Source organism: Psychrobacter sp. FDAARGOS_221, from assembly GCF_002313155.2.
Taxonomy (GTDB): domain Bacteria; phylum Pseudomonadota; class Gammaproteobacteria; order Pseudomonadales; family Moraxellaceae; genus Psychrobacter.
In genome coordinates this window covers 452,637-474,978 of the sequence record NZ_NWFK02000001.1, presented here as the reverse complement: position 1 = coordinate 474,978, position 22,342 = coordinate 452,637, and the positions used below count along the sequence as shown (strand labels likewise).

14 protein-coding genes are annotated in these 22,342 nt (G+C 41.5%); 10 read left to right on the top strand and 4 right to left on the bottom strand.

From position 1 onward, the window contains the following. Positions 1 to 373 precede the first annotated feature (373 nt). Positions 374 to 1,603, top strand: a complete 1,230-nt coding sequence (gene trpB, locus A6J60_RS02010) for a tryptophan synthase subunit beta (protein WP_096064516.1) — start codon at positions 374 to 376, stop codon at positions 1,601 to 1,603. Positions 1,604 to 1,756: 153 nt separating this feature from the next. Here trpB and A6J60_RS02005 read toward each other — a convergent pair whose 3' ends face one another. Then, positions 1,757 to 2,404, bottom strand: a complete 648-nt coding sequence (locus A6J60_RS02005; protein ID WP_227526031.1) for an AAA family ATPase — start codon at positions 2,402 to 2,404, stop codon at positions 1,757 to 1,759. A 213-nt stretch (positions 2,405 to 2,617) separates the two neighbouring features. On the opposite strand from A6J60_RS02005, the gene A6J60_RS02000 reads away from it, so the two are divergent. From A6J60_RS02000 to ruvB, 7 genes are all read left to right on the top strand, one after another. Further along, a complete protein-coding gene (locus tag A6J60_RS02000; protein ID WP_096064515.1) occupies positions 2,618 to 3,763 on the top strand; it encodes a beta-ketoacyl-ACP synthase III in 1,146 nt (381 codons plus the stop codon). A 283-nt stretch (positions 3,764 to 4,046) separates the two neighbouring features. Then, the gene (gene prfA, locus A6J60_RS01995) at positions 4,047 to 5,138 is read left to right on the top strand and encodes a peptide chain release factor 1 (RefSeq protein WP_096064514.1); all 1,092 of its coding nucleotides are present in this window, start codon (positions 4,047 to 4,049) and stop codon (positions 5,136 to 5,138) included. Positions 5,139 to 5,214: 76 nt separating this feature from the next. Beyond that, the gene (gene lysS / locus A6J60_RS01990; RefSeq protein ID WP_096064513.1) at positions 5,215 to 6,753 is read left to right on the top strand and encodes a lysine--tRNA ligase; all 1,539 of its coding nucleotides are present in this window, start codon (positions 5,215 to 5,217) and stop codon (positions 6,751 to 6,753) included. Between the two features lie 387 nt (positions 6,754 to 7,140). Then, positions 7,141 to 8,631, top strand: coding sequence for a hypothetical protein (locus A6J60_RS01985; RefSeq protein ID WP_227526030.1), 1,491 nt, complete (start codon positions 7,141 to 7,143; stop codon positions 8,629 to 8,631). A 108-nt stretch (positions 8,632 to 8,739) separates the two neighbouring features. Further along, positions 8,740 to 11,112 carry a DNA polymerase III subunit gamma/tau gene (dnaX, locus tag A6J60_RS01980; RefSeq protein ID WP_096064512.1) on the top strand — a complete coding sequence of 791 codons (2,373 nt, stop codon included), beginning with the start codon at positions 8,740 to 8,742 and terminating at the stop codon, positions 11,110 to 11,112. A 170-nt stretch (positions 11,113 to 11,282) separates the two neighbouring features. Further along, a complete protein-coding gene (locus A6J60_RS01975; protein ID WP_193778077.1) occupies positions 11,283 to 12,185 on the top strand; it encodes a LysR family transcriptional regulator in 903 nt (300 codons plus the stop codon). A 316-nt stretch (positions 12,186 to 12,501) separates the two neighbouring features. After that, positions 12,502 to 13,479 (top strand): Holliday junction branch migration DNA helicase RuvB, encoded by a 978-nt coding sequence (gene ruvB, locus A6J60_RS01970; RefSeq protein ID WP_096064510.1) that lies wholly within the window; start codon positions 12,502 to 12,504, stop codon positions 13,477 to 13,479. 74 nt (positions 13,480 to 13,553) lie between these two features. Here ruvB and A6J60_RS01965 read toward each other — a convergent pair whose 3' ends face one another. The 3 genes from A6J60_RS01965 to A6J60_RS01955 form a co-directional block, all read right to left on the bottom strand. After that, positions 13,554 to 14,693 carry a hypothetical protein gene (locus A6J60_RS01965; RefSeq protein WP_096064509.1) on the bottom strand — a complete coding sequence of 380 codons (1,140 nt, stop codon included), beginning with the start codon at positions 14,691 to 14,693 and terminating at the stop codon, positions 13,554 to 13,556. A 198-nt stretch (positions 14,694 to 14,891) separates the two neighbouring features. After that, entirely contained in the window at positions 14,892 to 16,409 is a 1,518-nt protein-coding gene (locus A6J60_RS01960; RefSeq protein WP_096064508.1) for a CYTH and CHAD domain-containing protein, read from the bottom strand. A gap of 408 nt (positions 16,410 to 16,817) precedes the next feature. Next, positions 16,818 to 18,401, bottom strand: a complete 1,584-nt coding sequence (locus A6J60_RS01955) for an isocitrate lyase (RefSeq protein ID WP_096064507.1) — start codon at positions 18,399 to 18,401, stop codon at positions 16,818 to 16,820. A gap of 767 nt (positions 18,402 to 19,168) precedes the next feature. Here A6J60_RS01955 and A6J60_RS01950 point away from each other — a divergent pair. Both A6J60_RS01950 and A6J60_RS01945 read left to right on the top strand, forming a co-directional pair. Further along, the gene (locus A6J60_RS01950; RefSeq protein ID WP_096064506.1) at positions 19,169 to 20,158 is read left to right on the top strand and encodes a LysR family transcriptional regulator; all 990 of its coding nucleotides are present in this window, start codon (positions 19,169 to 19,171) and stop codon (positions 20,156 to 20,158) included. 515 nt (positions 20,159 to 20,673) lie between these two features. Continuing rightward, positions 20,674 to 22,065, top strand: a complete 1,392-nt coding sequence (locus A6J60_RS01945) for an NAD-dependent succinate-semialdehyde dehydrogenase (protein ID WP_096064505.1) — start codon at positions 20,674 to 20,676, stop codon at positions 22,063 to 22,065. Positions 22,066 to 22,342 lie beyond the last annotated feature (277 nt).

Below are 22,342 nucleotides of genomic sequence, written 5' to 3'. Positions count from 1 at the left end.
TATTGAAACTAATAATTTGCCAATAGTATACCCCTAAACAGAGATATTTGATGGCGTTTTAACCGTCAACCTCAAGGCGTTCGAGCCTAATTTTATGATTATCCGTCTAAGTGGCTGGTTTAAGAGACTCACTTTGTATAACACTAATTTGGCGCATTAAGCCAAAACACTGAGCTTTGAAATACTGCATTTTTGAACTAAAAGTAGTATCAATAGGTTGACCACATTATTCAGTTGTTATAGACTATGTATCACTGTACTAGAACACAAATACATTAGCCAAGCGCACACAACTTACTCAAATATTTTTATAGCAATACGCGACTGATAGTGGTACGCAACAAGGCTAAACCATACAAAATAGGGCTCAGACATGACACAAATCGTAAATAACTATGGCTTACACCCAACAACACTGCCTAATAATCAAGGTCTATATGGTGAGTTTGGCGGTAAAATTGGACATCCACAATTAGCCAAAGCATTGGATGAATTAGAAGTGGGCTTCCACGAAATTATCAAAAATAAAGATTTTATCGCTGAGATGAAGCGACTGCGTGAGACCTATATTGGGCGTCCAAGTCCTATTTATCACGCCAAGCGTCTATCAGAACATTGCGGCGGTGCTCAGATTTATCTAAAGCGTGAAGATTTAAACCACACAGGGGCGCACAAAATTAACCACTGCTTGGGTGAAGTATTGTTAGCCAAGAAACTGGGTAAAACCAAAGTGATTGCAGAGACAGGTGCCGGCCAACATGGTGTGGCTTTGGCAACGGCAGCGGCGCTAATGGGCGTTGAGTGTGAGATTCACATGGGGGTAGTGGATATCAAAAAAGAGCACCCGAATGTCAGTCGCATGAAGATATTGGGTGCCAAGTTGGTCCCTGTATCTGAAGGAGCAGGCACCCTAAAAGAAGCAGTAGATAGCGCATTTGCAGCTTATTTGGAAGATATTGAAAATAGTATGTTTGCGATTGGCTCAGTAGTGGGTCCTGCACCATATCCAGAAATGGTCAGCTACTTTCAATCGGTGATTGGGCATGAGGCTCGTGAGCAGTTCTTAGCCGCAACAGATAAATTGCCTAATAAGGTTGTGGCCTGTGTTGGCGGCGGATCGAATGCAATGGGGCTATTTAGTGGCTTTATGGCAGACCCTGCAGTCGAAAAAGTAGGTGTCGAGCCAGCAGGGGAAGGGCTTGATACGCCTAATCATGCGGCAACTATGAGTAAGGGCGTTAAAGGTGAGATACAAGGCTTTAAGTGCTATGTGCTTCTTGATGAAAAAGGCGAACCAGCGCCTGTGCATTCTATTGCCTCAGGTTTGGATTATCCTGGTGTCGGACCTCAGCATTCGTATCTAAAAGATGAGCAGCTGGCCACTTACGAAGCAGTGACTGATGATGAATGTTTGGATGCATTTATGGCGCTGTCTCGTCTAGAAGGTATTATTCCAGCGCTTGAGTCATCACATGCAGTAGCCTATGCGATGAAAGTGGCTAAAACCATGTCTGCTGAGGACAGTATTTTAGTCAACTTATCTGGCCGTGGCGATAAAGACATTGATTATGTGTTAGATAAGGTGAATTTAACCCGCTACTAATAGACTGATTGCCACACCACTCATTAATTTTTTTGAGAGCCAATATTTGATATCAATAAAAACCAACCTTCATTAAGAGGAAGAGGGTTGGTTTTTTTCATGGTTAGGGCAGAGGTATTATTAGAAAGGAACAATGAGATTTGGACAAACTGATTAAGGATTGAGTTGATTCAACCAACTAGCAACTTTCGCCACACGCTGCTCACGATTGCCTCCGATACGTCGAAAAGGTTTATTATGTTTAGTCAGTGCATCAGCAAAGGCTTGGCGAATCTCTTCTCTTTGATGCGGTGCATCACGTAAATCATCCGCTTCCCAAGGCACATCAACCTCAGTTAATAAAATTAAATCATAGTGATGCGTCAGGGCAGCAGCCTCAAGCTGAGGCGGGCATTTTTGGTAATACCAATAGGCATAAACCATCAGCTCAAATAAAGCGGTATCACAGAACAAAAAGCGATTGGCTAGGCGAGCTTTTTCATTTTCTAGCGAAACTTGACCTTCTGCAATAGGCATTAAATCATGCCATTCACAACTGGTTTGAGTTTTATCCCATTTATGTTGTAAGTAAGGACGCATGTATTCTGGCGTCCACTCGGTGTTAAAGTGAGCCGCAAGATCTTGGCAAAGGGTTGTTTTGCCTGTACTTTCGGCACCTAATACCAATACTTTAATTACACCAGTATCGGCATCCATCTTGAGCGTGTCTGGTAAAGTATCTGATAAAGACATACGTAGAGGCGCTGACGAAGACGATTCTATTAAATTATTCACTGGCAGTGTACGACTGTTTACTGGCATAATAATGACTCATTGATCAAAATGATAATGGTTAAGCGTATAAAATCTAAGATTTTATAACATTTATGATAAACACATGCCCTAGGAATCATGCCACAAAACAGGCATAATAATGAGCTTGGTTGCAAAGATTGCGCATTGACTGCGAGAACAGCACATTATAATTTCTAGCGAAACCAACAAAAATAAATTTTTAGAAAAATAGGAAGTAGTATGAAAACATATCTTACAGGGACAGGGCTATATATTCCGCCATATAGTATCAGTAATGAAGAGTTGGTTGAGTCATTCAATCAATATGTTGATAATTATAACGCAGAGCACGCCAGTGAGATTGAAGCAGGTGAACGTACTGCATTAGAAAAATCTTCCGCTGAATTTATCGAAAAAGTGTCTGGTATTAAGTCTCGCTATGTGATGGAAAAGTCTGGCATCTTAGACCCTAATGTGATGATGCCAATCTTCCCTGAAAGAAAGCTTGGCGAAGAGCTGTCATTAATGGCAGAGATGGGTCGTGATGCGCTACTACAAGCGATTGAAGAGGCTGGTATTGAGCCCAATCAATTAGATGGCATCATTGTCGCTTGTTCTAATTTACCCCGTGCCTATCCTGCACTAGCCATTGAAATCCAACATGCTATTGGTATGGAAGGCGGCTTTGCTTATGATATGAATGTGGCCTGTAGTGCCGCTACCTTCGGTATTGCACAAGCGGTTGGTTCTATCAAAGGCGGCTTAGGTACCCGAATTGCTGTGGTTAACGTTGAAATCACTACTGCCCATTTAAACTGGCGTAATCGTGACAGTCACTTTATCTTTGGTGATGTCGCTACTGCCAGCATTATTGAGCACAGTGAGACGCCAAAAGGCTATGAGATTATCGACAGTAAGCTATTTACTCAGTTCTCAATCAATATTAAGAATGAATGTGGCTTTATGGACAGAGGTGAGTACTTCGCTGCTGGACGTAAACTGTATGACGATATCAATGAGCCAGTGACCGATAAGCTATTTTTACAAAATGGTCGAAAAGTTTTCCGTGAAGTGTGCCCGAAAGTCTCTGAGATTATCAGCACTCATTTGCAAGAGAACAACCTGCCTGCCGAAGAAGTTAAAATGATGTGGCTACATCAGGCCAATATCAATATGATTAACTTGATTTTACGCAGTGTGGTTGGTAAAGAGGCAGATCCTGCAATTACACCAACGGTTATTGATGAGTTTGGTAACACCAGTTCAGCCAGTCCAGTGATTGTATTCCATCGCTTTAAAGACAAGCTTAGCTCGGGTGATTTGGGCGTGATGTGTTCGTTTGGTGCGGGCTATTCAATTGGTTCAGTACTACTTAGAAAAGTATAGTAGTGTGTGTGCGCCGCTGAAGTTATTTAAAGCTAAAAGGTGAGTTATTTAAATAAATCAGCAGCGTGTTACGCTATTGCTAAACTTGCTTTGTGCAAAAGGTCGGTATTTTAGCCAAAATTTGGTATAATTACCGACCTTATTTTTGAATATGCCAATCGGTCACAGATTGATGCTGTTTATACACATTTAATACTCATTGATTTCGAACCTCTAGTCTATTTGACCGACATGACATCCTGCTTATATTTCACCTTATACAAGACTAATTAAAAGATTACTTATGAAAGACTCGTTACGAGAACGCCTTGATCAAATGGTAGATCGCTTTGAAGAAGTGACTGCCTTATTATCTGACCCGGATATTATTAGCGATAATAATAAATTCCGTGAGCTGTCTATGGAGCACAGCGATCTGTCAGAGATTACCGCATTATGGCAGCGTTATCTTCAAGCTGAGCAAGATAAAAAAGATGCTGAAGAGATGATTGCAGAAGCATCAGATGCCGAAATGAAGGCGATGATGCAAGAAGAGATCGATACTGCGGCTGAAGATATTGAAGCTATGGAAGAAGAGCTTAATGTCATGATGCTGCCGAAAGATCCTAATGACAGAGTACCTGCCTTCTTAGAAATTCGTGCCGGTACGGGCGGTGATGAGGCGGCAATCTTCGCTGGTGATCTGTTCCGCATGTATGAGCGTTATGCGTCTGCGCAAGGGTGGAGTATCGAAGTCTTATCTACCAACGAAGGCGAGCACGGCGGTTATAAAGAAATTATTACCCGCGTATCGGGTAATGATGTTTATGGCCGTTTAAAGTTTGAGTCTGGTGCGCATCGCGTACAGCGTGTACCTGAGACTGAAAGCCAAGGGCGTGTGCATACCTCAGCGTGTACCGTGGCTGTGATGCCAGAAGTAGAGATTGATGATACGGTTGAGTTGAACCCTGCCGATATCCGTATGGATACCTTCCGCTCAAGTGGTGCAGGTGGTCAGCACGTTAACACCACTGACTCAGCGGTACGTCTAACTCACATTCCAACCGGTGTGGTTGCCGAATGTCAGCAAGAGCGAAGCCAACATAAAAACCGTGCAAAAGCGATGCAAATGCTGATTGCGCGTATTCAACAAGCTAAGGTTCAAGAACAAGTCGATACCGCTGATGCACTGCGCCGCAACTTAGTTGGTAGTGGTGACCGTAGTGAGCGTATTCGTACTTATAACTTCCCGCAAGGTCGTATGACTGATCACCGTATTAACTTAACTTTGTATAAGTTAGACGCTATTATGGAAGGTGATTTAGATGAGTTGCTCGATGCCTTAACTCGTGAGCATCAAGCTGACTTGATGGCCAGTATTGGCGGCGATGCTTAAATAAAAGCGGCTGACCTGTCAGCTGCTTAATTTTCGTTTATATTTATCAATTTTTTGACCTACTTTGGAAACTGCAATGTCTAATCAAACAACGAATAACGATCAAGAACAAATCCAATCTGCTGACGAAACCAATGAGCTGATTGCTCAGCGTCAAGCTAAGCTAGATGCGATTAGTGCTTCTGGCCAAGTCGCTTATCCAAACAAGTTCAAACGTACGGATTATGCTGAGGATTTGCAAAAGCAGTTTGAAGGCGTTAGCAAGCAAGAAATTGAAGAAAAAGCAGCAGCCGGTGATAAGACTCAAGTGAACGTTGCGGGCCGTGTGATGTTGAACCGTGGCTCATTTATGGTTATTCAAGATATGACCGGTCGTATCCAGTTATATGTTGCCCGTAAAGAGTTAGATGACGATACCAAAGTGCTAATCAAATCGTTAGACTTAGGTGATATCGTTGGTGTTTCAGGCTTTATCGGTCGTTCTGGTAAAGGTGATTTGTACGTTCACATCCAAGAGATTACGTTACTGACCAAATCACTGCGCCCAATGCCAAACAAATTCCACGGCTTAGCGGACACAGAAGCACGTTATCGTAACCGTCATCTTGATCTTATGACCAACGAATCAAGCCGTGATACGTTTATGATTCGCAGTCAAGTGATTAGCGGTATTCGTAAGTTTATGCTTAATGAGCGCTTTATGGAAGTAGAGACGCCAATGATGCACCCAATCCCAGGTGGTGCGGTCGCGCGTCCTTTCATTACTCATCATAACGCGTTAGACATGCCACTTTACTTACGCATTGCACCAGAGCTTTACTTGAAGCGCTTGGTTGTTGGCGGCTTTGAACGTGTGTTTGAAATCAACCGTAGCTTCCGTAACGAAGGCGTATCAACACGTCATAACCCAGAATTCACTATGATTGAGTTCTACCAAGCTTATGCTGATTACAAAGACTTGATGGATCTCACTGAGCGTTTGTTCAATGAGTTGGCAGTTGAAATCTTAGGTACGACTGAACTGACTTATCAAGAAGAAAGTATCAGCTTAAAAGCGCCATTTGAGCGTCTAAGCATGAAAGATGCGATTGCAAAATACGCTGATGATTTCGACATGGCAAAAATCGATGATAGAGATTATTTAGCGGACTATGCACAAAACGTGTTAAAACAGCAAGTCAAAGATGGCTTTGGTATTGGTAAATTACAAACCATTATCTTTGAAGAAACCGCTGAACATAAACTGCGTCAACCAACGTTCATCACTGAATATCCAGCTGAAACGTCGCCATTAGCACGCCGTAATGATGAGAACCCAGAAATTACCGATCGTTTTGAGCTATTCATTGGCGGTCGTGAGATTGCGAACGGCTTTAGTGAGCTGAATGACCCAGCTGACCAAGCTGAGCGCTTCCATAACCAAGTGGCAGAAAAAGAAGCGGGTGATGATGAAGCCATGCACTTTGATGCGGACTATATCGAAGCCTTATCTTATGGTCTACCCCCAACAGCAGGTGAGGGTATTGGTATCGACCGCTTAGTGATGTTATTCACTGATGCTGCCAGTATTCGCGATGTGATTCTATTCCCGCACATGCGTATGAAGCAACAGTAGTCATAATATCTAAATAGCCAAATACTGTTGATGACTCGCTGACTGATGACCTATTTAATGGTTAGTACAAATATAGTCAGTGGAAATTATGGGACTGCTTATTTTTGGCAGTCCTATATTTTTTTCTGCATTAGCTTTTAAGATTAGCCACTTGTATTCATGATTGTAACCCCAATTTTAACCCAGTCATTTACGATTAGTGCTAAGCGATAAGTGCAACCGATTAAAAAAAACGGTATAGTAAACCTCATTGATTAAATTATTGGTGAGCCATTCTATTATCACTAAAAACAGTGCTTAAAGTCAGTGATTTAAGATATTACGCAATCACCCATAAGCACGCAATGAATGATGCTCTTATCGTCACTATTAGGTTAAATAGATGCTATGTCAAACTATTCCAGTCAAAAAATAAAAAGTGTTCGTTTAAATAATGGTAAAAAATACTATTTAGCAGATGACAGTAGCACATCAGCAGATGATAGTCCGACCGTAAAACGTCCTTCTAGTACTGACGCTAATACGCTATCATCGCAGCAGCAGGGTGAGCCGTTACAGGCCAATAAGCCAAGAGCGGTTACTAAGCCTCTCATTAATCCATCAAACGAAGCCAAGACTAACTCAGACTCTATGCTAAAAACATCACCAAAATCACAGAAAAAACAACCGCCTGCTTTCGATTGGACATCCATGTTTCATCGGACGTTTTTATCGGTTTATCTTAATAACAACGATCCTCTAGTCGGTGCAGGCAAGTTTGATTATGCATTTCAAATTGGCAATCAAAAACTGTACGTATTGGTGCACCATGAGTCGCTTGAAGTGGAAAGTACCAATGTCGAAAAAAGAGTACTGGCTGAAATAAGACAGCAGGTGGCCACTCAGATAAATAAGCGTTATCAACAGATTAGCGCTAAGCTTGAATTACCAAGTGATGAGTCACAAGATAAGATTCACTATCTAGGCTTAACGTCTATCATCTTTACCCATAAAGATGAGAGCTTCCAGATTGAACATGACTTTGGCAGTCGCTTTTTCCAAGAAGAGTGTGTGCTTGATCTAGACGATGAAAGCCGTGTGCTACAACTGTTAAGTCTCAATAGCTTTTATAAAATTATTAAGCTGCTACAAACGCCAAGCGATTTGCTGAGCTTTCTAGATTATCATTTGCAGACATTAGTAGCCTTCGATGACTTTGAAAGTGAGTATGCGTTGGCACAGCAATATTTAGGCAGCGCTGCATTTTTCGAGCGTGCGATAGCAGTACAGCAACAGCTGGTGAATATTGGGCTATTGACCAAAGTAGAAACCCGCTTAGCGAATATGACAGATCCTCAATACTTAGCTCAGCCTGAGGCTAAGCAAGCGCAAGCGGATTTGGTTAAGAAGCTACAGGCCTATGCGACTACCTTCCAAAAGCTGCTTAACGGCACTACCAAACGCCGCCACAATGCCAATGACACCATTCCACTGGATCAAGTGAAGCTACTGGTTGCTGAGTCTATGTATACTCGATTGAGTATTATAGAAGAGATGATGGCTTATGAATCGCGCAGCAAGCAAGAGTGCATGGATGGCTATATCAGTCATCAGCATTCGTATAATGATTTTGGTCATCACTACGTCATTATCGTTTATGGATTAAGTGAAAATGCTCAGTACAGCCGTGGCTATCTACAGCAAAATTACAGTCAATTATTGACAGATATTAATGCGCAGCTACAGGATCCTGCTATGAAAGAGTACTTCATTTTAGCTTTTGATATGTCCAATAATGATGGCCAAGGAAACGTGAAGGTTGAGATGGATGTGTTCCATCAGTCGGGGTCGCAGATGTCAGAAACAGAAAAACGCTTGTACCAGCAAGTGAATGGTTAATCCATCACAGCTATGTCTGTATGTTAAAGCCGTTCAAGTTTCAAAAAATAGTAAAAGTAAATTATAAAACCATCAATGATAAATGATAAAAAGGGTTGATCGTCTATTATGTCGCAGCAGTATCAAGTCTTAGCACGTAAATACCGACCAAAAAACTTCCATGAATTGGTTGGTCAAACCCATGTATCTAAGGCATTAATCAACGCGATTGATCACAATAGATTACATCATGCTTACCTTTTTACCGGGACCCGTGGTGTCGGTAAGACTACCATTGCCCGTATTTTATCTAAGTGTCTTAACTGCGAAACCGGTATCACCAGTACGCCATGCGGGGTATGTAGTAGCTGCGTCGCGATTGATCAAGGCCGTTTTATTGACTTGATTGAGATTGATGCTGCATCACGCACCAAGGTCGAAGATACGCGTGAGCTGATTGACAACGTTCCTTATGCGCCGACTCAAGGCCGATATAAAGTGTACTTAATTGACGAAGTGCACATGTTGTCTACCCATAGTTTTAATGCGTTATTAAAAACATTGGAAGAGCCGCCGGAACACGTCAAGTTCTTACTGGCAACCACCGATCCCCAGAAGCTACCCATTACCATTATCAGTCGCTGTTTGCAGTTTGTGCTAAGACCTTTAGCACAGCAAGCTATCAGCGAGCATCTGGCAAACTTGTTGACTCAAGAGGGCATTGACTATACTCAGCCTGCGCTGTGGCAACTGGCCAACGCTGCTAAGGGCTCAGTGCGTGATGCACTGTCATTGACCGACCAAGCCATTGCGTTTGGGCAAGGGCAGTTGACCGATGATACAGTCAATGAGATGCTGGGGTTAATTGACAGTGCTGATTTGGCACGTTTGATATTAGACATATATCAAGGTAATAAGCAGCAGGTATCGGCGCATATTGAGCAGATGCGCGCACAAATGGTCGATGCCGGTAGTATGTTTGACGGGCTTGCTGAGCTGTTGCATCAAATAGCGATGGTGCAACTGCTGCCTGATGTCAGCCTCAATGTGAATGATGTTCAGGCTCAACAAATTAACCATTTAGCGCAGCAAATTACTCCAGACGTGTTGCAGCTGTATTATCAAATCGTAGTCCAAGGTCGTGAGCAGATTAAGCTGGCAAATACGCCACTACAAGCTCTTGAGATGTGTCTATTAAGATTATTGGCGTTCAGACCACTGGGTGTGAATGAAGTGGCAGTCAATCAAGCAGCTTCTAGTCAAGCAGACGTTAGTCAGACAGCTATTAATGAAACAGCTGTTCATAAAGATGAAGCAAACCAAACTGCTGACACTGATACTATTATTCATGACGGTAGTGATGCGTCAGTCGATAATGTTCAAAATTTAAATACGCAGCCCGATAATCTAATCTATGCTGAGCCTGAAGTTAACGACAACCATAACCTTGAGACGAGTTTTGAAAATACGCCATCTCACGATGTAGAGCATAATCAACAAGATGGCTTTCAACAAACGAACTTCCAACAACAAGATGTTGAACAATTAGCTGTCCAACAACAGTCTGCACAGATAGACAGTAATGTAATAGATAGCAATCAACAAAATAATAGTTTTGACAATGGTAGCCAAGCGGATAGCCAGACGCCTTTAACTGCTCTAGATAATGATAAAAATAGTGAACAAAATACTTTATTAAATAATGACAGTTTAGTACAATCCCCCGGTTTTAAATCGGCGCCAATTGAGACTGAGTCTGCCACAGTCGCTGAGCAACCACTCAATGACATTGAGTCAAGTGCTGCAGAGCCGAATGTAGTTCCAGTAGATGACCCAACAGCTGAGCCAGCAATAGATAACCAAGCAAGTCAACTGCTTGATAGCGACTCTGCTTCAAATCCAGCTGTTGAAACGGAAACGCTTGATATCAAACCATCAGAGGCTGACTCTGCAAATGATACGTTTGAGCAAGCGCCAGTTAATGATTATGCTGAAACCACAAGTGTAGAAGCGGCATCAGCCGAAAAGGCTGCACCGGGGATGAGCGCACAAGACCCTCGTCATCTGCTTAAATCACCAGTGGTCGAGCTAGAAGGTGAGTGGAGCCCAGAGAAGTGGGACTATTGGTTGCAAAATGCTCGAGAAACCGGCACATTGGCACAAGATCAGTTGGCATTGGCAAGGCAAGGGGTAATGACTGGCGATATTCACGGTAAAAGTGAGTTTAAAGTAGCCTTTGATACCAAAAATATGCAAAGTATTTTTAAGCATCTTGCGATGCATTTAGAAGACCAATTTGGATCAGAGACCACAATTGCTATTGAACCTGCACTTAATAATGACAAGGCGGATCTATTGCCGCAAAATAGACAAAAAACACGTGAAGTGAAAGCGATACAATCTGCCAAAAATCTAATAAATTCGAGTCCAGTGATGCACCGCTTAATCCATGATTTTAATGGGGAAATCACTAATTTAAAGCTATTAGATAGCGAGCAGTAGTCAATTGCAAATTATATAAACCTACTGAATATAAGTTGTAAAATAAGTAAACAAAAAAACAACCGAAAAATGGGAAAAAACTGGACAGAAGTTCACATATTGTCAACATTTGTTCATAAAATACGCTATAATACCCCACTTATATTATATACGTTAGGTGTTCAAAAATGATGTTAGACAATTTAAGAGGAATGGCTGTATTCGCAAGTGTTGTCAGTCATGGTTCGTTTAGTGGGGCAGCTAGACAACTTGGGATTACCACAAGTGCAGTAAGCCAACAAATCCGCTCTCTTGAAAAAGACTTGGGCGTCGTATTATTACATAGATCTACGCGTAAGCTTAGTTTGACTGAAGCTGGTGCCAGTTTCTACGAATCTGCAAAAGACGTTGTAACTGCAGCAGACCAAGGTCGAATTAAAGTAAACCAATTGCGTGATGAGCTAGCCGGTAGTTTGCGTATTGCAACCACACCTGAGCTAGGCGTTAATCACATCTTGCCTGCCTTATCGACTTGGATGTCAGCACATGATGATTTAAGTATTTATTTCATCGCTGATAACCATTACATCGATATGATTGATGAGCGTGCTGATATTGCCATTCGTATGAGCCCACAGATTAAAGACACATCAGTGGCAACTTATCCATTGGCTGAAGTAAAACAAATATTAGTGGCATCACCACATTATTTGAGACAGCATGAGAAAATCACTAAGCCTAAAGATTTGACCAATCATCAGTTAATCGGTATTGACTTGATGAAAGATCCAAACTCTCTAGAGTTTAGTAGCATCGAAACCGGTAAGAAGAACCGCGTTAAATTGAATTCTAGAATTCAAACCAATAACGTGTTCTTAGCAACAACCTTAGCAAAAGAAGGTCATGGCCTGGTTCGTGTGATGTCTTTAGACGTACAAAAAGAGTTAGCCTCAGGTGAGCTTGTTGAAGTACTACCTGAATTCTCTTTACCTCACTTCGTATTGTATGCGGTTACATTAGATCGCGAACAGCAGCCAGCGAAAATTACTCGCTGCTTAGAAGTGTTGAAAAAGCATTTCCACGCTGCACTATAAGTTAGGCATTAATACGCCCTGCTAAAGCGTTTTAGGATAATAACGATACGCACTAGTAGCAATTTTGATAGACAACTATCATGATTGCTGTTGGTGCGTATTTTTTTGTTTAAATGAGCAGCAATCGATTTAACGTTTAGCTATTTACAGTTGAGTCTTTGATCGCTCTTTCATCTGCTATAAATGCTATAATTGATGCCAGTAATCTCACACATATTTGCGCCAATATATTAAGCATAACCCTTTATAAGCTAACGCTTAGCACATTCAAATACTTAATTCTAAAAATAAACACTGAAAATAAGATAATTTAATTATGGAAAACAGACTGATTAACCCGCTAGAGCGAGTTGATGACGTAGTAGACAGTAATATTCGCCCCAGTACATTAGCAGACTATATCGGTCAGCCCGTTGTCCGTGAGCAAATGGAAGTGTTCATCGAAGCAGCAAGACGTCGCAATGAAGCGTTAGACCACACCCTAATTTTTGGTCCTCCAGGTCTTGGTAAGACTACTTTAGCTAATATTATTGCCCGTGAAATGGGTGGCAACTTGCGTTCAACATCCGGTCCTGTTCTTGAGCGAGCCGGTGACTTAGCTGCCATGCTGACCAACTTAGAAGAAGGCGATGTGCTATTCATTGATGAGATACACCGTTTAAGCCCAGTAATTGAAGAGATATTATATCCAGCGATGGAAGACTTCCAGCTTGATATTATGATTGGCGAAGGTCCTGCAGCACGATCGATTAAATTGGACTTACCGCCTTTTACCTTAGTTGCAGCGACGACACGTGCCGGCTTACTGACGTCTCCGTTAAGAGATCGATTTGGTATTGTTCAGCGTCTAGAGTTTTATAACATTGAAGATTTAACGACCATTGTTAGCCGCTCAGCAAGATTGATGAACGTGACAATGACACCAGAAGGTGCGGTAGAGGTTGCTCGTCGATCACGCGGTACGCCTCGAATTGCAAACCGTTTGCTGCGCAGGGTACGCGACTATGCGGAAGTCAAATCTAATGGTGAAGTCACAGGGGATATCGCAGACAGTGCGCTTGATATGCTTGCGGTTGATAGACGTGGTCTAGACCATTTAGATAGACGCTATATTGAGATGGTTCATGCCCGCTTTGATGGCGGTCCTGCAGGGGTAGAAGCCATTGCTGCAGCTATGGCAGAGGATAGAGGTACGTTAGAAGATGTTATCGAGCCCTATTTAATTCAGCAAGGTTATGTGCTTAGAACAGCACGTGGGCGCGTCTTAACTCAGATGGCCATTGATCAACTGTAGTGTTTGGTATCTAACGCATTATCAGAATTTAATGGATTACCGTTGTCTATAAAAGCCAGACTCGCATTAGTCATTTAATGAGAGTCTGGTTTTTTGGTTACAGGCTGTTTTTGTGTGGCTTGTTCCGCTGGATCGGCATGGGATTTTTTGTATTGATATTTACCGACAGCCAATAATGACAGTGCACCAATCACTAATACCAATAAGATAAGCACAGGGTTTTTCCATAATGGTTTGTTTTGGTCAGTGACCACTGCTGCACTATGATTATTGGTTTCTGGAGTTTTGTTATCTAGGAAGCCAAAGCTAACAAAGGGTCTTGAAGGTGGCTGTGCAGGTTCTGGCGCAACTTTTAAGCGATTACGGCTCAAATAAATATCTGATATTTTAGCCAGTTGTAGCATCCAGCGTTGATAGGGCAGTGCAATATTGTCCATCGCACAGAATGTCAAAATATTGCTGTTGTCTGCTTTATCAACAATCAGCTGTCCATCTTCAGTGGTTTGAGGCGTCTGACTGGTAGTTTGGGTGGTGCGACCGATGACTTTGGCGTAATGTGGCATTTGTTCAGCACTCATGATGCCGTTATTGCTTTTGGGTAAGTGACAACCGGTTAGTTGACCCCAATTGATATCAAATGTAGGCATCTTAAACGCGTTGGCATCACAAATATTCTCATTTAAAGTGAGATTGGCAATCTTACGATCTAAATGCAAAAATTGAGGCTGCTGTTTAAACCAAGTGTCTAATTCACTGGCATCGAGCTGAGCGAAGTCAGCTAAGATAGCAATTTCGCGCAAGCACAATATGCTCAGCGCCCCTAATAATGGACGCACTTGACCAGCACTAAGATCGGTTAATTGACCCAGCTTTTTACACACCGCTTTTTGCACTTCCACGCTTTCAAACAAGGCATCACTGACATTTTGTCCGTGTTGCATTGCGGTATGCATGGTATCTAAGTTAAACGCATTGTGTTTACGCAGTTCTTTGATTTGACTACGGCTAAGCAGTTTTTTTAATACCGCATCAGCGCCATAGTTTTGATGATATGCCAGCAAGCCGCTAATAATGGCTTGAATGCCATTTTCAACTAATATGCGTGCTTGTGGCAAAGAGATATTGCCCTGATCTGCCAATAGGGCATCAATCGGCTGAGTGTCTTCGAACAAGAAGTCGTAAATTGAAACGCGTGTCGGTAAAAGGGCTGTCATGGTATCTACTGTTTTACATGATTTGCAGATATCATAAGGGCGTTTGCCCCGAGATACAACCCTTGATTTTACCTAAGCCAATGCGCTTAACGCTCAGCCAATTGACTGACGACAACCATAACTCCTAGAGGCTATCTAAAACTAAGCTCTTTAAAAGCTAGGAATTTCGTAAAAGCTAGCCGCTGTCAAAGCTAGAGGCTACCAAAATATTGGCGCATCTCTGACTTGTTTCAAACACTCAGCGCACTGCTGACTGGCATAAACTTCTTTTGCGCTAAAATAACCCACGGCAAACCAAGCATTGGCATCTTTGTTGGTCTTTTCAGCATAAAATAGGTGCCCCACGATGTTGTCATTATATTCACCCAATACTTCTTGTGCAGGTTCTAAATACTTTAAGAAGGCTTTGGTCTTTTTCTTTTTGTACATAGGGCGCACAAATTCAGACACATAGCGTAAGCTTTTAAGACGCTTACGCACATCATGTTGCTCATCAATGCTCAAATCGGCAAAGTGATCACTGGCTTTGCTAATCTTGTTATATAACTTGTTTAAGATAGCAGTAGTGGCTTCTTTCGCTGAAGATTTACGGCTGACTTGATCTTGCTTGGCACTACTCATGGTGTATTCAATCAGCTCTAGTAAGGTTAGCTGAAAGTCATTAGCACGTACTGCATCAATCGGCATCACTGCCAGATTGTCACGCTCATCAGACCAATCTACAAAAGGTCCGCCAACTGACTCTAGCATAGGCTGGGTTTTAGTCTGTAGCAGCTCTCTATCACGAAAATCACCCAATAGACTAAAGGTCTGCTTTAAGATAGGTAACCATTCAGGATTAATATCTGATGAGAACCCATCAAAGAACTTTAACGCAGTACGTAGACGACGCAGCCCGACACGCAACTGATGTACATGATTGCCATCGTCACTACCGGCAGCAATAGCGCTGGCATTGGGTAGAATCTGAATCATGCAGTTATGTATAACGGCGCGCATAAACTGTGGCTTGCTCATTTTGCTATGTACAGACAGTTGTTTTAAATCTGCTTTTGTGGCGTCAGCAAACAGTTTATCTTCTAATAATAATCCGCCGCGCTCAGCTTTAGTCACAGTCGATATACACAGCTGATAACGCTTACACCAGGTTTTGGCAATTTCAAATAGATAACTGACTTCGCCTTCGACCAATTCAAATTCTATTTCATGAATCGGCTGTGTGATTTGGCTGTCTTCGCCATGGACCACTTTACCTTCGTCATAAGCCATTTCGATGACATTATTGTCTCTTTTAATTAATCGAGTGGTGCGTTCAACATCGGTCACATATTGACGGGTTAATATCGTTTGTTGATCGCCTGCTTGATTGGCGGTCAATTGATTAATGGCTTTTGATGTTTTTGCATCATCATATAAGGATAAATCAGGATAAAGATTGTCTTGTTCTAATGCGGTGGCAATCTGCTCTTCATCTAAGGTGTTATTTTGTTCACCACGTGAGGCCATGCCATCGCCACTTGATTTTAAGGTTTGTACCCAAGTGTCACCTTCTTTACGAATACGCAATGCCATGCCTGCACTGGCCAATGCATTAGTAGGGGTGTCAAAATAATGAGCCGCTAACTGAGAAGTGACAGAGGATTTTATTTTTGCCTGACGCATCAGGGCGTCAATTTTGTATTGAGGTACTAAAAACTTCAGTTCTATCTCTTGCATAGAGCTTCCTTGGATCTTTGATAGGGGTTAGGGAACAGGTTTTTATTGTTATTGAAAATAATTTAATAAATAATAAAAAAGAGGTGATGCCGTTAAGCAATATCCTAGGATAAGTGGCTCTCAATAACAAGCAGATTAAAATGACATATTGATGACAGTATCCGGTTATTACGTCAATGACAATGAATAATTAAAATAAATATCAAAAAATGCCTTATCCAGAAACTCTTGCTTCAAAAAATCTCTCTTTAAAAAATAATAAAACATACTGAATAATTAATATAAATGTTATTTCATTTAGATGAAAATACTATAAATTAAATATCCAAACATAAAAAAAGTCGCCCTAACCGAAGTTAGAGCGACTTTTTGTTCAATGATGAACTAAGAATCTTTTATAAAGCGTTCTTAGAACTGGTTCATTGTGTTTTTCTCACCGCCAGCTTTAAGTGCGTTATCACCAGAGAAGATTTCTTTGTGATCGTCACCTAAGTCTGAACCAGCCATTGCTTGGTGCTTAACGCAAGAGATACCTTCACGGATTTCTTTACGTTGTACGCCAGCTGCATAAGCAAGCATACCGTCTTCACCGAAGTAGCCTTTAGCAAGTTCGTGAACGCTAAGAGCTGTAGTGTGGTAAGTAGGTAGAGTGATTAGGTGATGGAATACACCTGCTTCACGTGACGCATCTTTCTGGAAGTTCTTAGCAGCTAAGTCAGCAGCAGCGTCAAGCTCAGTACCGTCATAGTCAGCACTCATCAAGTTGTTCTTGTCGTATGCTGAGATATCTTTACCTTCTTCTTCCCACTTAGCGATAACTTGCTTACGGAAGTTTAGAGTCCAGTTGAACGATGGGCTGTTATTGTATACTAGCTTCGCTTCTGGGCGTTGCTCTTTAATACGGTCAACCATTGATTTGATGTGAGCGACGTCTGGCGTTGGTGTTTCGATCCATAGAAGGTCAGCACCGTTTTCTAGAGCAGTTACACAGTCAAGAACAACACGGTCGATGTTAGTTTCTTCACGGAACTGATATAAACCGTTAGCTAGACGAACTGGACGAACTAGTTTACCGTCACGCTTTAATAGTACGTCGTTTTCTTTCGCATCAGCGATGTCGATTTCTTCAACGTCGATGAAGTCGATGTATTTAGAAGCTAAGTCACCTGGTTTTTCAGATACTGGGATTTTCTGAGTTAGTGATGCACCTTCAGAGTCAGTACGGGCAACGATAACACCGTCGTCAACGCCTAGCTCTAAGAATGCATAACGGATAGCGTTTAGCTTAGAGATGAAGTCTTCATGTGGTACAGTTACTTTACCAGCTTGGTGACCACACTGCTTCGCGTCAGATACTTGGTTTTCGATCTGGATAGCACAAGCACCGGCTTCGATCATAGCTTTAGTTAATAGGTAAGTTGCTTCTTCGTTACCGAAACCTGCGTCGATGTCAGCGATAATTGGCACAACGTGTGAATCAAAGTTGTTGATTTTTTCTTCGATAGCTGAAGTGTCTTGACCCGCTTCTTTAGCAGCGTTAAGCTCACGGAAGTAGTCGTTTAATACTTTAGCGTCAGCTTGACGTAAGAAAGTGTAGATTTCTTCAATCAATTGAGGAACAGTAGTTTTTTCGTGCATTGATTGGTCAGGTAATGGACCAAGCTCTGAACGTAGAGCAGCTACCATCCAACCAGATAGGTAGATGTAAGTTTTTGAAGTTGTACCGAAGTATTTTTTCTTAGCGTACATTGTTTGCTGGGCGATAAAGCCATGCCATGCACCAAGAGACTGAGTGTACTTAGAGTTGTCGGCATCATACTCGGCCATATCTTTACGCATGATAGCAGCGGTGTACTTAGCGATATCAAGACCAGTTTTGAAACGGTTTTGAACCATCATACGCGCAGCATCAGCTTCACTGATGTTATTCCAGTTGCCATGTTTTGCTTTGATTTCACGGATATGGTCAATAGCTGATTTATAAGTTGACATCAATTGTCTCCTTGATTGAGGATGGGTTGGGTAAAATAAATGCCTGCTAAATGTAGAAAAAAAGTATAATCCTCATTTAACTCAGCATTATTTAACTCATGGATACGAGAGATATCTAATCAATAGATTGTCTCGTTATTTTAGGATAATAACTGCTAAATGTTTCATTTTATGTTGGTTTAATCTAATAGGTGTTCGGTGTTCAAATAAACCAATCATAAATTGATAGTGATTCACCACTATGCCCTTAACACTTGCAATCACTATAACCATATTCATTAGATTTATCTAGTTTATGACGGTTATCTTGGGTATTTATTTAAATTATAGTACAATGTGAGTATGGCTTTGAGGCGGTTTTAAATCCTAGTTTTTGACCCAATATTAGTGCCTAAATCTATTTTGTAGCGAATGTCGCTGTTTTGGGAGATACAAACACTGTTTTTGCTTAATACAAACACGACTTCAAATAGAGGAACAGTTAACAGATTAAGCGCTGCCAGCATGGTGTGAATCAACACACGTTAAAGCAATTAACAGTTAAAACACCGTGATCAAAAACAAGTCCCTAAACAGGACTGCTTAAGCAAGATTAGAAACAGTATTAAAAGCAGAATTAGAAGCAAAAATAAGCTATCAGAAGTCATAGTAAGTCATAGAATTTTTATCAATATAAGCACCAATATGACAGGCGAGATGACAGCTGAGCTATACCTATAACATCGAAAATAACTACCTATAAATATATATAACAGTCAGAGAGTATTATGAATCTACAGAGGGTCGATTTAAATTTATTAGTAAATTTAGATGTGTTATTACGAGAAAAAAACGTGACACGCGCAGCAGAGCAATTAGGTATCACTCAGCCAGCAATGAGTAATATCTTGCGCCGTTTGCGCAAACTATTTAATGACCCATTATTAGTGCGTTCCTCAGAAGGTATGACGCCGACAGAGCGTGCGTTAGAATTGCAACCAAGAGTGCGTGAGATTTTAGCGGAGTTAACCCAGCTGCTAGAGCCACGTACCGAGTTTCGACCTTATAGTACCTCTCGTGTGTTCCGTATCATGACCTCAGATTATGCAGAGGCAACGCTTGTGCCGCGTCTGGTCAAAGCACTGCGCTCAGAAGCACCTAATGTTATTTTGGACTTTTTGACCCCATCTGACGTGTCTTATCGAGATATGGAGCAGGGGCGAGTGGACTTAGCGATTAACCGCTTTAATGAGATTCCTCAAAGCTTTCACCAGGTATTGGTATGGCGTGATACGTTCAGTTGTTTGCTATCTGCTGATAGTCCTTACGCGCATCGCTTTAACCTCAAGAATTATCTAAAAGCGCAGCACGTGTGGGTATCTAAAACCGGTATGGGCGTTGGCTTTGGGGTAAACCCAGATAAGTCGGGCGGTCTAGGGTCCATTGACCAAGCCTTACAGCGTTTGGGTCAAAAGCGACAAATCAGCGTCTTTACCCGTCATTATCAGATGCCTGCGATGCTGGCAGCCAACAAAGATTTGATTGCAACTTTGCCGACGCGTGTCGCAAGAATGCAGGCCAACAATGACAGTATTGTGTTAAAAGAGCCGCCATTTTTCATTCCAGAATTTGAGCTTACCATGGCCTGGTCACCTTTATTACAACATCATCCGGCACATAGATGGCTACGTCAGTTAATTATGCATGTGGCACGTCAAGTGGTCGCTGATGAGCAGCAAGATGAAAACGAGACACCGACCATGAGTCATTTGTTTTAACAGACTGTTGTTAGTCATTAATCTCGCGTTATTTAGCGCTTATTTTAAAGCCAGTCCCCTGTGACTGGCTTTTTTACGTTTGGTTTAGTAGTTGTATTGGGTCTATAAGTCGTGCATTCAGGCTTTTAACTTTAAAATTTTTAGAAAATAAAATAGACAATAAAAAGTGTTTAACAGCTAATGAGACTACATCTAATAAGCCTAAATACAGTGAATAAGAGGGCGTACTGGTTAAACCTATATACAGTCACTTATTAGCTGCGATTGAACCACTTACACAACATTAATGAATCGGGCGGTTATTAACATAGTACTGACAGTTTTTAACATGTTAATAATGAGTCGTCCTACTATCACTGCTATGCTAATTAAGTAAATCAAGTGCTAACAGCAAACAGTGAGCAACGGCAATAAACAGAAAGCTAGATTGGCAAAGCTAGATAGACAAGACAATTAGAAAGATGCCATTGCTCCAATCTAATAAACACATCGAATTATAAAAAAGGAATATTATTATGGCGGATATTACTACCGTAAACCCTTATACAGGCGAAGACCTACAATCATATGATTATATGAGTGATAAAGAGGTTAATGACATTCTAGAAGCATCACACAATGCTTTTTTAGACTGGCGCTTAAAATCACTGGATGAGCGTGCAAAAATCATTAACTCTATTGGTGACTCGCTGATTAAGCACAAAGAAGAACTGGCGAAGATGATGACCACTGAGCGTGGTAAGACTTATCAGCAAAGCTTGCAAGAAGTTGATCTTTGTAAAGCAATTTGTGATTTTACCGCTGCGAATGGCCCTAAAGATTTAGCAGATGATGTGCGTGAAATCGAAGGCATGGATAAAGGTATCGTTACCTATCAGCCTATGGGTATTATCTATGGTATCCAGCCTTGGAACTATCCAGCTTATCAAGTGATTCGTTACACTATTGCTAACCTAATGGCTGGTAATGCTATCTTGTTAAAGCACGCGTCTAATGTAACAGGCTCAGGCTTATTGATTGAAAAAATCTTACATGATTCTGATTTGCCAAATGAGCTGTTCCGCACCTTGGTGATTAGCCATGATCAATCTGAACAGGTTATCTATAACGATTATGTGCGCGGTGTGACCTTAACTGGTAGTGATAAAGCCGGTGCAACGGTTGCACAGCAAGCAGCAAGCGTGCTTAAGAAAACAGTGATGGAGCTTGGCTCTAACGATGCCTTCTTGGTATTAGATGATGCTGATCTAGACTTAGCTGTTAAAACTTGCGCGTATGCTCGCCTTTATAACAATGGTGAGACTTGTGTTGCTGCTAAGCGCTTTGTGGTTGTTGATAGCGTTTATGATGAATTCCGTGAAAAACTTATCAAAGAGTTTGAAGGTTACAAAATCGGTGACCCAATGGATGAAGCAACCGACCTTGGTCCATTATCGATGAAGCAGCAAGTTGAGACCATCGAGAAGCAAGTACAAGAAAGTGTCGATAAAGGCGCTAAAAAGACAGTTTGTGGTCAAGTACCAGAAGGTTCGAAAGGTAACTTCTTCCCGCCAGTGATTTTGGAAGATGTTAAACCAGGTCAGCCTGCCTATGACGACGAGCTATTTGGACCAGCAGTGGCCTTAATCCGCGCCAAAGATACGGATGATGCCATGCGCATTGCCAATGACAGCCGTTATGGTTTAGGCGGCGGTATCTTCACTAAAGATGAAGACAAAGCAATCGAATTGGCTAAGACTTACTTTGACACTGGTATGGTGAACATCAACGGTTATGGTCTCGTTAATCCTGGCTTACCATTTGGCGGTGTTAAAAACTCAGGTTATGGACGTGAGCATGGCGGCTCAGGTATGAAAGAGTTCGTTAATGAGAAGTCTCTATTTGTGATTAACAAATCACCGGTATAACCGTTAACTTTAAGCTTTAAACAAAAAAAAGAGCCCTTGGTATATGATGCCAAGGGCTCTTTTTATATGGGTAAAATTTACTGACTCTGTAGCAGCCAACTCACTTAGGGTTACAAGTATTATTAGGGTTAATAGTGTCGAATTAATAGTAAAGTTAATAGTAATGAATTAGTCATATACAGCCGCATCGTGATATAAATGCGCCATAGAATCAATAATTTTGTTAGAATCGCAATGAATAGTATGCTATGTGTAGAATTTAGGCTTTATATAGTAT

Coding starts and splice junctions, on each gene's coding strand:
- trpB (WP_096064516.1), top strand. CDS start 374: ATGACACAAATCGTAAATAACTATGGCTTACACCCAACAACACTGCCT.
- A6J60_RS02005 (WP_227526031.1), bottom strand. CDS start 2,404: ATGCCAGTAAACAGTCGTACACTGCCAGTGAATAATTTAATAGAATCG.
- A6J60_RS02000 (WP_096064515.1), top strand. CDS start 2,618: ATGAAAACATATCTTACAGGGACAGGGCTATATATTCCGCCATATAGT.
- prfA (WP_096064514.1), top strand. CDS start 4,047: ATGAAAGACTCGTTACGAGAACGCCTTGATCAAATGGTAGATCGCTTT.
- lysS (WP_096064513.1), top strand. CDS start 5,215: ATGTCTAATCAAACAACGAATAACGATCAAGAACAAATCCAATCTGCT.
- A6J60_RS01985 (WP_227526030.1), top strand. CDS start 7,141: ATGTCAAACTATTCCAGTCAAAAAATAAAAAGTGTTCGTTTAAATAAT.
- dnaX (WP_096064512.1), top strand. CDS start 8,740: ATGTCGCAGCAGTATCAAGTCTTAGCACGTAAATACCGACCAAAAAAC.
- A6J60_RS01975 (WP_193778077.1), top strand. CDS start 11,283: ATGTTAGACAATTTAAGAGGAATGGCTGTATTCGCAAGTGTTGTCAGT.
- ruvB (WP_096064510.1), top strand. CDS start 12,502: ATGGAAAACAGACTGATTAACCCGCTAGAGCGAGTTGATGACGTAGTA.
- A6J60_RS01965 (WP_096064509.1), bottom strand. CDS start 14,693: ATGACAGCCCTTTTACCGACACGCGTTTCAATTTACGACTTCTTGTTC.
- A6J60_RS01960 (WP_096064508.1), bottom strand. CDS start 16,409: ATGCAAGAGATAGAACTGAAGTTTTTAGTACCTCAATACAAAATTGAC.
- A6J60_RS01955 (WP_096064507.1), bottom strand. CDS start 18,401: ATGTCAACTTATAAATCAGCTATTGACCATATCCGTGAAATCAAAGCA.
- A6J60_RS01950 (WP_096064506.1), top strand. CDS start 19,169: ATGAATCTACAGAGGGTCGATTTAAATTTATTAGTAAATTTAGATGTG.
- A6J60_RS01945 (WP_096064505.1), top strand. CDS start 20,674: ATGGCGGATATTACTACCGTAAACCCTTATACAGGCGAAGACCTACAA.